Source organism: Flavobacterium sp. BFFFF1, assembly GCF_002256285.1.
GTDB lineage: Bacteria > Bacteroidota > Bacteroidia > Flavobacteriales > Flavobacteriaceae > Flavobacterium.
In genome coordinates, this window is sequence record NZ_NKJE01000019.1 from 54,991 (window position 1) to 67,684 (window position 12,694).

Consider the following 12,694-nt stretch of genomic DNA (forward strand, 5'->3'; position numbering starts at 1 on the left):
TTTCAGGGTCTAAAAGTAACGATTTATTCCAAAAAAAAAGCCGCCCCGAAGGACAGCCTTTTCATTTTTAACCCAACCTATTATTGTTTTACAAACCTTTTTACAGTTGTTTTTCCTTCGTTGCTCACTTCAAGCAGGTACGTTCCGGTATTGATGTTAGAAACATTGATCGTCCCGTTCTCAATTTTTCCCTGAGCTACTAGTTGCCCCAACGTATTGATAACGCGGAAATCTGAGCCTTCTTTTACATTAGAAACATTCAATTGACCGCCTGTAACCGGATTAGGGTACAAGCTCATCGTCACTGATGGCGCGTCATTCATTTCAATTTCTTTAGCCGTAGAAGTGATGTTTATGGTGTAATCTTCCACCTGCCCATAAGAGAAAGCTTCACAGGCCGTCGGCACACCACTGTACTTCATGGAAACCCTCATTCGCGTAGCGCCTAAAGTAGCTGTACCAGGAATGGTAATGCTTCCCGAAGCAGGAGTCGCAGTAGAAGCCGCTTTGGTAAATACGGTTTCTCCAGCATCTGCAAAATCGCCATCCTGATTGTAATCAATGAAAACTGCATAACCTTCGCTGTAAACAGTGCTGGTCCATGCTGGTGTAATGGTGATGGTGTAAGCTGTTCCGCGTACGGCACTAGTGGATTGTGCTGTAAAATTCTCATATCCGGCAGTACCTGTAGAGGTGTTACTGATCGTGCCAAACACCACTTTGCCAATTTTCTCGTCTGCAGTACTGTTCCCCTGTGAGGTACAATATGTGACTGTTCCTGCCAGTGTCGTTACACTGACAGTATTGCTCGCAGCAGAAACGTTTCCTGCGGCATCTTTGGCTTTAACCGAGAATGTATAGGCTGTTGCAGCAGTAAGTCCGGTAACGGCATAAGACGTTGTGGCTACAGTGGCTTTTAATGTGGCACCCTGATACACGTCATACCCTGTTACACCCACATTATCTGTGGAAGCGGTCCAACTTAAGTTTGTAGCGGTTTGTGTCGTGCCTGAAGCGGTCAAGGTTGTTGGCGCTGTTGGTGCTGCAGTATCGGCTGAACCTGCCTGTATGTTTACAGTATAATCTTCAACTTGTCCATAAGAGAATGCCTCGCATGAAGTTGGGACTGCATTATATTTCATCGATACCCTCATTCTGGTGGCGCCCAAAGTTGCAGTAGCAGGCACTGTAAACGATCCGCTAACCGGCGTCGTAGTTGATGCTGCCAGGGTCCAAACCTGTTCTCCTGCATCAGCAAAGTCACCGTCTTTGTTATAATCGATCCACACACCATACCCTTCAGGATAAGCAGTGCTTGTCCATGTCGGCGTTACTGTAATGGTGTAGGCTGTATTTTGAGAAAGATTCGTTGAAACTGCTGTAAAATCAGTATAACCTGTTCCGCCAGTTGAAGCGTTGTTGATGGTCCCCAGCTGCACGCGTCCGATTAACTCGTCGGCCACGCTGCCGCCTTGTGAAGCACAATATGAAATTACAATCGCAGATGTTGTTACGTTAACCGTATTGCTTGCAGTCGAAACATTCCCTGCGGCGTCTTTAGCAACCACATAGAAAGAATAAGCTGTTGAAGCGGTCAATCCGGTTACGGCATAAGTTGTCGTTGTGACAGATGCTTTAAAAACACCTCCTTGATACACATCATAACCTGTTACACCAACATTATCCGTAGAAGCAGTCCAGGAAAGGTTTGTCGTTGTTGCGGTTGTTCCTGATGCAACAAGCGATGTGGGTGCAGAAGGCGCCGTGGTATCGGTTACAGGTGCTAAAGTAGTTACATTCGCCGTATTACTTACTGCAGAAACATTTCCGGCAGCATCTTTGGCTTTCACGGTAAATGCATACGCAGTTGAAGCGGTTAATCCAGTTACAGCATAAGAAGTAGTGGTTACAGAAGCTTTCAATACGCCATTCTGATACACATCATAACCGGTTACTGCAACGTTATCCGTAGATGCAGTCCAGGAAAGATTAGTCGTGGTCTGTGTGGTTCCTGATGCAGCCAATGCGGTTGGCGCAGTTGGTGCAGTGGTATCAGTTGAACCAGCAGTTATGGTAAAGTTTGTATTCGATACATCAAAGAATATGTGGTTCGTTCCTTTGATCATGATCCTGTTTGTCGTGCCCGGAGTGTTTGGAATCGTAACAGCCTGTGTGCCGTCGTTTGGTGTAGCAGCCAACAATGTGCTAAAAGTACTTCCGCCATCTGTAGACAATAAGATGTCAACATTTGCACAGTTTACCCCATTAGCGGTTGTTCCTGCAACAGACCATGTAACGGTTTGCGAAGAATTTCCGGCATATGAAACCGCGGTATTTGGTACCGTAACAGCAAATGGTCCGGCAGTTGCATTAACCGTAACAATCATGTCATCACTATTGTTTCCGGACCCTCCTGCCCTATTGTCACGGACAGTCAGCCTGAAGTTTTGTGTTCTTGCCACAGACGACAGCGCTTCCACGGTCAATTCGCTTCCGGCAGTGGTTGTAGCACCGGTTAAGACGGAAGACATTTTTGGGAAGTAACGCACATTGGATGTTGTTGGGTTGTATGAACGGTAGTTTACGCCGCTCGTCTTAGTAGCATTGGGCGCAGTAGCATTCGTTTGTGAATCAAACTGTTCCCAGCAATAGGTCAAAGCATCGCCATTGGCATCAGTTGCGGAACCTGTAAGCATGAAAGGCGTGCTTTTAGGAATCGTATAGTCCAATCCGGCGTTAACCACTGGAATTGCATTTCCAGTCGCGGTATTCACCGAACATGTTTTTGCCTTAATGTTGTTAGTAACCTGTTGGATACTTACCGCATGAAAATACGGGTCAGAATGCGGCTGGATATCCAGCGTCGTAATGCCCGCATAGCCCATAATAGTAGAACCACTTCCAGGCTCCATTTGGACACCTGTTCCTTCATTGCTGTGTGTAAAGGTATGGTTGGCGCCAAACTGGTGGCCCATTTCGTGTGCTACATAATCTACATCAAAGTTGTCCCCGGACGGAATTCCATCTGCCGGCGACGTAAATCCACTTCCTTTTCCGAGCGGCACAGAAGCCGTCGGGTTAGTACAAACGCATCCAATACATCCTGCATTTCCTCCGCCACCGGATGCACCAAATAAGTGTCCGATATCATAGTTGGCATTGCCAATATTGTTCGTCAATGCAGTCTGTAATTCCTGGTTCCATGCGCCTCCCGACCCTGCAGTAGCAGCAGAATAAGGGTCTGTAGAAGCGCTGGTATAAATTACGGTATCGGTATTTGCAATCAACACCATTCTTGCTGAAAAATCCTTTTCGAAAATACCGTTGACACGTGTCATCGTGTTGTTAATGGCTGCCAAAGCCAATGCTTTTGTTCCGCCGAAATAGGCAGTATATTCTCCTGTTACTGACATTGCGAGACGGAACGTCCTCAAAAGTGCATCGTCGGCATTAGGTCTTAAGGCTGAAGGTGATGCCATGTCTTTCGATACCTTATCGATCAGCCGGCACTCAAACTTTGTCAGCGAGGCGATTTTGTCTGATTTGCGATAAACCGCATACGAACTTAAGTCTTTTGTATACGGCTCAATAAAGGTCGCAGATTTATCCGCGTAAAGCACCATACTCTCAAACCCCAGTGGAGAGATACTGAAATAGGCCGTCGTGGAAGAATCCGTCATGCTGATCCCGATATAGGATTTAATGTCAGGATATTTTGCCTCCAGCGCAGGATCCATGTTGGAATTCAGGAAGACCTTAAATTGCTCCATCTTCCCATTGGCATCGGGAATGGCAATCAGGACTCCGGACTGGTTGCCGGCTTTTCTCGCTACAGCACCAGATAAAGAATTTTTTAATCGGTTTACATCTAGCGAAAACAACCTGGGATTAATCAGGTTTGTCTTGTTTTCAGCGATAACCGCATCAGCTTTCCGAATTGTGTTTTCCCAGACATTCTGACCTGACTGTGCAAACGAAAAACTGGAGATTGCCAGAAAAGCAATCGAGAGTAGTTTGTTTTTCATAAATATTTTAGTTTAGGTTTGGGGTATTAGTAAAAATTTAACAACCCAAATATAAAATATTAAACCATTCTCGAGACAAATTTTATAACAAAATTTTCAACAAACGTTACTAATTTAACAATTGTGCCGTGTCTATTGGTTTTTACAATGTTATTTTTTACCTGCATTTGTTTTTATACCGAAAGCAAAAAAGCTATTTTTATAAAAATTTTCACCCTTATGGATTTAAGCTTCTGGGAGCGCAGCACTTGGTTTGGCGAAGTGGATTATACCATCGTCGGCAGCGGCATTGTTGGACTTCATGCCGCATTGAGGCTGCGGGAACGCTTTCCCGAATCCAAAATTCTAATTTTAGAGAAGGGTATGCTTCCACAGGGTGCAAGTACAAAAAACGCCGGATTTGCCTGTTTCGGCAGCCTTTCGGAAATCATTGATGACCTCAAGATACACACGGAAGAAGAAGTCGTCAGCCTAATTCAAAAAAGATGGTGCGGTTTACAATTGCTCCGTAAAAGGCTGGGCGACTCCATTATCGACTTCAGGCCTTTTGGAGGGTATGAACTGTTTTTAAAGGATGATGACACTAGCTTCAATGAAGCACAAACCCGTATGCCTTTTATAAATGAAATTTTGAAACCCATTTTCAAGTCGGCCGTTTTTACAAAGGAAGTCGATCGCTTCGGATTCCGGCAAACCAATGCGTATTTGTTCTTCAATCCATATGAGGCGCAGCTTGACACTGGAAAAATGATGCAGGCTTTATTAAGAGCAGCTATTGCTGAAAATATTCTCATCCTGAACCAGCAAACCGTAACCTCTTATCATGAATCTTCTGGAGGTGTTGAAGTCACATTGGGAGATTTCAGCTTTCGCACCAAAAAATTGTTGTTCGCCACAAACGGATTCGCGTCCGAAATTACCGAAGGCGCCGTGAAACCTGCGCGCGCACAGGTTCTTATTACCAAGCCGATTCCAGGCCTGGATATCCGCGGCACATTCCACCTGGACAAAGGATATTACTATTTCAGGAACATCGGCGAACGCATATTGCTGGGAGGCGGAAGAAACCTCGACTTTGAAGGTGAAACCACGACCGAATTTGGCCTGACGGAAAAAATACAAAACCGGCTGGAGCAATTATTAAAAGAAGTAATTTTGCCTGGGCACGATTTTGAGATTGAACACCGCTGGAGCGGCATTATGGGAATGGGATCCAGTAAAACCCCTATTGTTTCCCAACTGTCAGAACACGTTTACTGCGGCGTCCGTATGGGCGGCATGGGCGTGGCAATCGGCAGCCTCATTGGAACAGAATTAGCAGACCTGGTATAATACATGGCAACAAAAATTACAAAACGAAAACCGGCAAAAGCCAAAGACCATAAACCTGTAAAGAAACAAACGCGATTCCGGAAAATCATGCGCCTGTTGTTTAAAGCCATGTTGTGGTTTTTTGGACTTAGCATCTTCTCGGTCATCATTTTTAAATGGGTGCCGGTGCCTTTTACGCCGTTGATGATCACGCGCAGCATTGAACAAAAATGGAATGGAAAAGAAATGGTCTGCAAGCACGACTGGGTACCCATTGAAGACATCTCCATCAATATGCAAAAAGCAGTGATTGCCAGTGAAGATGCAACGTTTATGAAACATAACGGATTCGACTTCAACGCCATGCAAAAAGCAATGAAAAACAACGAAAAAGGCAAAAGGATTCGCGGCGGCAGTACCATTTCACAGCAAACCGCTAAAAACGTGTTCCTTTGGCAGGGACGCAGTTATATCCGCAAAGGATTCGAAGCATATTTTACAGTACTGATCGAACTGATTTGGGGCAAAGAACGCATTATGGAAGTTTACCTCAACAGCATAGAGATGGGTGATGGCATTTATGGCGTAGAGGCTGCTTCGCAATATTGGTACAAGAAAACCGCGCAAAACCTATCCAAACGCGACGCTGCAGGAATTGCGGCCATTCTGCCAAATCCACGAAAATTTAAGGCCAGTAATTCCTCTTCAAAAATTGAGTTGCGAAAATCCCGTATCGTACGGCACATGCAATATGTTGGCAAATTAGACTACTAAGATGCGGAATCCCTTCCTGTTTTTGATTTTCTTTGCGATCATCGGTGTTGGCCAGACGCGGCCTGCAGAAATTGGGCTTGTTCTGGATAATGATTTGTATGTATCAACGGTTAGTGACCGGTATTATACCAACGGATTTGAAATTTTTTACAAATACCTGAACAAAACACAACCGGAAATGGTGGCCAAAAGGATTTCTGAATTTCGCCTTGGGCAGTACATCTACAATCCTTACAACATTGTGGCATCAGACATCGCAAGGAATGACCGGCCATTCGCGGGCTACCTGTTTGGAAGTTTCGGCGTGCATACATTTTATAAAAACGAATCGGTGCTAAAACTGGATTTCCAGGCCGGATATGTTGGTCCCAATGCCTTTGGCCGCGAAATGCAGGAATTCTTCCACAATTCTTTCGGATACATTGCTGTTCAGGGCTGGGAACTGCAAATCAAAAATGCGTTGGCGCTTCAGGTGAATGCTACCTATTCCCATAAGATCGCGAATGCCATCAGCAGCAGCTTCAATGATTTCCACGCTTCCGCAGAAGTCAAGGCGGGTACTGTCAATACGAATATTTCCCTGGGGCTAACCTCGCGCCTCAGCTTAAAGCCGTTGCTGCCGATTTACGATTCGAATTTATACCACGCGGCCCTAAACAACGATAAAAGCGTTTTCAAAAATCAAAGTGAATATTTTCTGTTTCTTTCGCCGCACGTGCAGTACCAACTATACGATGCCACAATTCAGGGAAGCCTGTTCAATGACAACAGCCCGGTGACTTATGCTGTGCAGCCTTTCCGGTTTAATGCTGAAGCCGGATTGAAATACCGAAAGGGCAAGTGGGATCTTTCGTATGTGTTCGTGTATCGTGGAAAGGAAGTCATGCGTGACGGCGTAAAAGGATTTATTTACGGGTCGATTACGCTTGGCTATTTTTTATAATAAAAAAATCCCGGGAATTCCGGGATTTGAATATATCTTTTGTTGTTTAAACCTTCGGCAGTGATTTGAACCCCATATTGTACAAAGTAAACGCCTGGATATCGGCAGCTTCCTCTATGGTCTTTGATACTGGTTTTCCTGCTCCATGCCCGGCATTGGTCTCAATCCGGATCAACACGGGGTTTTCACCGGTTTGTTTGTCCTGTAACTCTGCAGCAAATTTAAAACTGTGTGCAGGCACCACACGGTCATCATGGTCGCCTGTTGTAACAAGGGTCGCAGGGTATTTCACGCCTTTTTTTACATTATGGACTGGTGAATATCCTTTAAGATATTTGAACATTTCTTTAGAATCCTCTGCGGTTCCATAATCGTAAGCCCAGCCAGCACCCGCGGTAAACGTATGGTAACGAAGCATATCCATAACGCCGACAGCTGGCAGCGCCACTTTCATCAAATCCGGACGTTGCGTCATCGTCGCCCCGACAAGCAATCCTCCATTTGACCCGCCTCTAATCGCCAGAAAATCCGACGCCGTATATTTCTTTGCGATTAAGAATTCTGCAGCAGCAATAAAATCGTCGAACACATTCTGCTTTTTCAGTTTCGTGCCATCGTCATGCCATTTTTTACCATACTCGCCGCCACCGCGCAAATTGGCAACCGCATATACGCCTCCCATTTCCAGCCATACCGCATTGGCAATGCTGAATGCAGGTGTCAGGCTAATATTAAAGCCCCCGTATCCGTATAGTATTGTTGGGTTTTTTCCGTCAAGCTGCACCCCTTTTTTATGGGTGATGATCATCGGCACTTTTGTACCATCCTTAGAGGTATAAAACACCTGTGTCGATTCAAAATCATCCACGTTGAAATCAATTTTTGGCCTGTCATAAATAGTCGAGGCGCCGGTTTTTGGATTAAAACTGTAAATCGTTCCCGGCGTAATATAATTGGTGAAAGAATAATACAATTGTACTTCTTGTTTCTTACCGCCAAAACCACTGGCTGTTCCCAGGCCAGGCAGCTTAATTTCCCGGATCAGCTTACCATTCAGGTCAAATTGCTTTACCTGTGTGATGGCGTCTTTCATATAGTTGGCAAAAATGTAACCGCTCCCGGTTGTTGGGGTAAGCACATTCTCGGTTTCAGGGATTACCTCGTGCCATTTTTTTAACTGTGCCGTACTGGGATCTACCACGACAATCCTCTTATTCGGCGCTTCCAGATTTGTTGTCAGGAACACTTCCGAACCCACGTTATACAGATAATCGGTATCGGTATCAAATCCAGTAATAATGGGCAGAATCGGACTGTTTGGTTTGGTAAGGTCCTGCATGTACAATTCGTTTCCTGAAGTGGAATTTGCCGCTGAAATAACCAGGTAATTTTCATCTTCGGTTACTTCTCCGCCCACGTAGCGACGTTTTTCCTTCTCTCCAAATACAATCCGGTCCTCTTTCTGGGGCTTTCCAAGCTCATGGAAATACAGTCGGTGCTGGTCCGTCTTTGCCGACAACTCGCTGCCTTTAGGCTTTTCGTAGCTGGAGTAATAAAAACCGCGGTTGCCAAGCCAGGAAATGCCGCTAAACTTTACGTCTACGAGTTGGGCTTCAAGCATTTTCTTCGTAACTGCATCCAGTATCGTAATTTTATTCCAGTCGCTGCCTGCCTCGGATGTCGAATAGGCCACGCGCGAACCGTCCTTCGAAAATCCAACTACCGCAAGAGAAGTCGTTCCGTCCTTGGAAAATGTATTTGGATCCAGGAAAACCTCTTCCTTTCCGGATAGGTCTTTCCGGTACAAAACACTTTGGTTCTGCAGTCCATTATTTTTGTAATAATAGGTGTAATTGCCTTCTTTAAACGGCGCCGAAATCTTCTCATAATTCCAAAGCTTTTCCATCCTAGCCTTTATCGTGTTGCGAAATGGAATGGCCGCCAAATAATCAAACGTAACCTGATTCTCTTTCTGCACCCATTCCGCCGTCTTTTCAGAGCGGTCGTCTTCGAGCCAGCGATACGGATCATTTACTTTGGTATCAAAATACGTATCGGTTACAGATCCTTTATCGGTTTTGGGATATTCAGGACTTTTCTGGGCATTTACAGCCATAGCAGATGTAGCAACCATAATCAGATAACTTTTTTTCATTGTTTAAACTTTTGGTTGTACAAAAATAGCGAAAACATTTACTGATACTAATGAAAAAGTGGCTTGTATGCTTTCCAGTGCTTGTAAATTAAGATGCCATTAAGCACACCCACTACAATGGCTCCGGCAATTCCGGACAGGTCAAGGAAAAGATGGAACAGCAATATATTCACGGATATCGGTGCGAGTACGATCAGCGCAAAGGGCACCCATTTTCTCACAATCAACAGCAGGCCGATAAGAATTTCAAGTATTCCGACAAATTTCAGCACATAGCTGGCTTCGCCCAATGATGGGATTGGAATAAAAGGAGAAGGCAGCATTTTATTCAGTCCGGAAGCCAATAGGATCAAACCCAACAGGATCCTGACAATTTTTGTAAACTTTGAATTCATAGTTTTCGAAGATTTATTATTGTGGTTATGGTAAAAATATAATTAAATTTTTATTTATCAGGCATTTAACATACCAAAATTTTCCACTAAACACATTCTATTGGTTAATTTGATTTGGGCAGCAAACTTCCCGCTGTCCGCTATTATCTTTATTCCCGTAGAAAAAACGGGAATAAAGGATACCGCTGCCATCGGGGCTGCAGTCCGTCGAACCATAGTGTATTTGTTTTTTAATTGCGTAAATTTGCGCCAAACAACTTCCAATGAGCAGGATCAGGATTACCAAGCAGTTCAGTTTTGAAACAGGCCACGCCTTATATGGGTACGATGGAAAATGCAAAAATGTACACGGGCACAGCTATAAGCTGTCGGTGACGGTAATTGGGACGCCAATTGATGATGTTTCCAATGTGAAATATGGCATGGTGATTGACTTCACCGACCTGAAGCACATCGTTAGAGAAGAAATTGTAGACCTGTTTGATCACGCGACCGTATTCAACCGCAATACCCCGCACGTGGAGCTCGCGAATGAACTTAAAGACCGCGGACACCATGTCATTCTGGTCGAATACCAGCCGACCAGCGAAAATATGGTGGTAGATTTTGCTGAGAAAATTAAACGGCGTCTACCCCACGGGATTGATCTTTTTTCGCTGAAATTGCAGGAGACGGACTCTTCGTTTGCAGAATGGTTTGCATCGGATAATTTTCAGTAAACATAAGAAACTAGCCTTTTTCCCGCTCGTTAATAAACGATTCCTTAATAATCTGATTGTCAGTTGTTGTCACGGAAATTGTGATTACCGGCGGCTCCGGATGCTCCTTTTTCCGCTCCGTGTTGACAACCGAAAATTCTTTTGTCATAATCGGTTCAAAAACCACTGTTCCCGGATCGTTAATTACTTCGCCATCTATAATCAATATAAAGTCTGCGTCTTTAAATTTATCCGAACCTTCCTTAATACTATTGATAAAGTCCTTCCAGGTATGCTCTTCCATATTCTGTTGACCAAACGCAACTGAGTTGAAGAGTACAATCAAAAAAAGGCAAAGTGCGTATCGTAGGGCGCGGTTGATGCTCATAAAATCCGCATTGATGTTTAGGTGAGTAACGAATTTATAAAAAAAACGTTTGTCGACAAATGGACGGCTAAAAAAACCCGACGCTGGGCCGGGTTTCTTTTGATTGGTATTTGGTTTATTGTTTCACAATGAGGAACTCACTTCGCCTGTTCTGTGCGTGCTGCTCTTCTGTACAATCCGTGCAGCTTATATTTGGCTCACTTTCGCCGTAACCTTTGCCGGAAATCCTGGTTTTACTTACACCCTTTGAAAGGATGTACTGCACTGTGGATTTGGCCCTGCGGTCAGACAGGCTCAAGTTGTATTGGTCGCTTCCGCGGTTGTCTGTATGAGATTTCACGAGAATTTCCATGTTTGGATATTTAACCATCACCTGTATTAACTTATCGAGCTCGTATGCACCTTCTTTAGTGACGTTGCTCTTGTTAAATTCAAAGAAAATATCGTTCAATACAACAACTTCCTTGTCAATAATTTTTTCGATTGGCTGCAGATTCGCGGCAATATCAACTTTCCCGCCTCGTGTCTTCGCAACCGGGAATACATTTCCTTCATATCCGTCGTTAGTCACCTGTACGCTGTATTCCTTGTCACAATCTACCGTATAAACTACGATGCCGTCCATATTGGTGGTTTTCGTTTCAATGATGTTCTTTTTGTTGTCCAGTATGGCGACGCTTGCGTTTGAAAGCGCTTTGCCTGTTAATGCATCTTTTACTGTCGTAATTACATCCACGCTGCAAACCGGTGTTGCGATATACAGGTTGTCATTTCCATCACGGTTACTGGAAAAGAATCCGATGTTTTTGGCGGTATTGAAACTGAATGCAAAATCGTCCTTAGGAGAATTGACAGGCAACCCGACATTCTTCGCCTCATTGTCCTTGTCAGTATCGATCATGAACACGTCCAGTCCACCAAATCCCTTTCGCCCATCAGAAGAAAAGAAAAGCTTGTTGTCGTCAGTGATTGACGGGAAGCTTTCATTCCCTTCCGTATTGATTTTTTTACCCAGGTTTTCCGGTGTTCCATACGTTCCATCTCCGCTGACAGCCACCTTCCAGATGTCGATTCCGCCTTGTCCTCCGGGCATATCGGACGAAAAGTAAAGCGTCTTGCCGTCTTTGCTAAGACTTGGATTGCTTACCGAATACGTTTTGTTATTAAACGATACTTCCTTAATGTTACCCCATTTTTCGCCGTCTTTAGTCGCTTTAAAAATATAAACCTGCCCTTGGCGAAGGTTGTTTTTCTTATCCTTCACAAATTCCTTTTCCTTAAAGCTCTCACTAGCAAAATACATGGTGTTGCCGTCGGCACTAATCGTCGCGGGTCCGTCATGAAACTTGCTGTTGATTTCCCCAACCGGTTGTGGCTCGCCGAATACCCCATCACCACTCATTACGGAACTGTATAAATCCAGGAACGGCTCTTCGTTCCAACCGTATTTCTTCCTGCCTTTACTTCTGGCGGATGCGAAATACAGGTGGTTGTCATTGGTCAACACCGCGCCAAAATCTGCTTTATCACTATTGATATTAAGGTTCTTCAGGTCATACAACTTTTGCTGGCTGCGAAGTTTCGGCAGGTAGTTTGGGTCTTTTTTAAATTCAATTGCACGCTGGTCGTTGGGCGCTTTCGCTGCGAAAGTTCCCATTTGTTTGTTGGCTTCCTCATATTTACCATCCGCCTTAAGCATTTGGGCGTATTTGTAATACACTTCTGCCTCCTGTTGTGTTTCGATCACCTTTGCGTACCATTTGGCCGCCTCTTTGTAATTAAACATATTATAGTAGCTCTCCGCGAGCTGGCTGTAGACATAAGGACTTCCCTTGCCATCATCAACGAGCTTTTTGTACGCCTCTGCGGCGTCCACATATTCGAGGCTAATGTACAATTTGTCAGCGGCAGCCGTATCCTTGTTCTGTGCCTTTATGGTATTGGCAGCGAACACTAAAATCAATACTATATATAATTTTTTCATTATCCGTGTGGCTTTTAGGTT

Annotated in this window: 9 protein-coding genes; 4 read left to right on the plus strand and 5 right to left on the minus strand. The window is 44.4% G+C overall.

Annotation, left to right across the window (positions count from 1 at the left end; translation table 11 throughout):
• Positions 1–80 precede the first annotated feature (80 nt).
• Positions 81–4,025 (minus strand): GEVED domain-containing protein, encoded by a 3,945-nt coding sequence (locus CFE23_RS12085; protein WP_291088358.1) that lies wholly within the window; start codon positions 4,023–4,025, stop codon positions 81–83.
• A 219-nt stretch (positions 4,026–4,244) separates the two neighbouring features.
• Here CFE23_RS12085 and CFE23_RS12090 point away from each other — a divergent pair, with 219 nt between their 5' ends.
• From CFE23_RS12090 to CFE23_RS12100, 3 genes are read left to right on the plus strand one after another with little or no spacing between them, the layout of a single operon-like run.
• Positions 4,245–5,357 (plus strand): FAD-dependent oxidoreductase, encoded by a 1,113-nt coding sequence (locus CFE23_RS12090; protein WP_291088359.1) that lies wholly within the window; start codon positions 4,245–4,247, stop codon positions 5,355–5,357.
• Positions 5,358–5,360: 3 nt separating this feature from the next.
• Complete coding sequence (mtgA, locus tag CFE23_RS12095) at positions 5,361–6,110, plus strand: monofunctional biosynthetic peptidoglycan transglycosylase (RefSeq protein ID WP_291088360.1); 750 nt, start codon at positions 5,361–5,363, stop codon at positions 6,108–6,110.
• Between the two features lies 1 nt (position 6,111).
• Complete coding sequence (locus CFE23_RS12100) at positions 6,112–7,053, plus strand: lipid A deacylase LpxR family protein (protein WP_291088362.1); 942 nt, start codon at positions 6,112–6,114, stop codon at positions 7,051–7,053.
• A gap of 46 nt (positions 7,054–7,099) precedes the next feature.
• On the opposite strand, the gene CFE23_RS12105 is transcribed toward CFE23_RS12100, so the two are convergent.
• Complete coding sequence (locus CFE23_RS12105; RefSeq protein ID WP_291088364.1) at positions 7,100–9,208, minus strand: prolyl oligopeptidase family serine peptidase; 2,109 nt, start codon at positions 9,206–9,208, stop codon at positions 7,100–7,102.
• Positions 9,209–9,255: 47 nt separating this feature from the next.
• Complete coding sequence (locus CFE23_RS12110) at positions 9,256–9,603, minus strand: DoxX protein (protein WP_291088366.1); 348 nt, start codon at positions 9,601–9,603, stop codon at positions 9,256–9,258.
• Positions 9,604–9,866: 263 nt separating this feature from the next.
• On the opposite strand from CFE23_RS12110, the gene CFE23_RS12115 reads away from it, so the two are divergent.
• Positions 9,867–10,322, plus strand: a complete 456-nt coding sequence (locus CFE23_RS12115) for a 6-carboxytetrahydropterin synthase (protein ID WP_291088368.1) — start codon at positions 9,867–9,869, stop codon at positions 10,320–10,322.
• Between the two features lie 10 nt (positions 10,323–10,332).
• Here the strand turns inward: CFE23_RS12115 and CFE23_RS12120 are convergent, their stop codons facing one another.
• Together CFE23_RS12120 and CFE23_RS12125 are read right to left on the minus strand one after the other, a co-directional pair.
• Complete coding sequence (locus tag CFE23_RS12120) at positions 10,333–10,689, minus strand: hypothetical protein (protein ID WP_291088370.1); 357 nt, start codon at positions 10,687–10,689, stop codon at positions 10,333–10,335.
• Positions 10,690–10,804: 115 nt separating this feature from the next.
• Positions 10,805–12,673 (minus strand): OmpA family protein, encoded by a 1,869-nt coding sequence (locus CFE23_RS12125; protein WP_291088372.1) that lies wholly within the window; start codon positions 12,671–12,673, stop codon positions 10,805–10,807.
• Positions 12,674–12,694: the final 21 nt, after the last annotated feature.

What these genes read in the sequence shown, in the direction of transcription:
- CFE23_RS12085 (WP_291088358.1), bottom strand. Translation starts at nt 4,025, where the DNA reads ATGAAAAACAAACTACTCTCGATTGCTTTTCTGGCAATCTCCAGTTTT.
- CFE23_RS12090 (WP_291088359.1), top strand. Translation starts at nt 4,245, where the DNA reads ATGGATTTAAGCTTCTGGGAGCGCAGCACTTGGTTTGGCGAAGTGGAT.
- mtgA (WP_291088360.1), top strand. Translation starts at nt 5,361, where the DNA reads ATGGCAACAAAAATTACAAAACGAAAACCGGCAAAAGCCAAAGACCAT.
- CFE23_RS12100 (WP_291088362.1), top strand. Translation starts at nt 6,112, where the DNA reads ATGCGGAATCCCTTCCTGTTTTTGATTTTCTTTGCGATCATCGGTGTT.
- CFE23_RS12105 (WP_291088364.1), bottom strand. Translation starts at nt 9,208, where the DNA reads ATGAAAAAAAGTTATCTGATTATGGTTGCTACATCTGCTATGGCTGTA.
- CFE23_RS12110 (WP_291088366.1), bottom strand. Translation starts at nt 9,603, where the DNA reads ATGAATTCAAAGTTTACAAAAATTGTCAGGATCCTGTTGGGTTTGATC.
- CFE23_RS12115 (WP_291088368.1), top strand. Translation starts at nt 9,867, where the DNA reads ATGAGCAGGATCAGGATTACCAAGCAGTTCAGTTTTGAAACAGGCCAC.
- CFE23_RS12120 (WP_291088370.1), bottom strand. Translation starts at nt 10,689, where the DNA reads ATGAGCATCAACCGCGCCCTACGATACGCACTTTGCCTTTTTTTGATT.
- CFE23_RS12125 (WP_291088372.1), bottom strand. Translation starts at nt 12,673, where the DNA reads ATGAAAAAATTATATATAGTATTGATTTTAGTGTTCGCTGCCAATACC.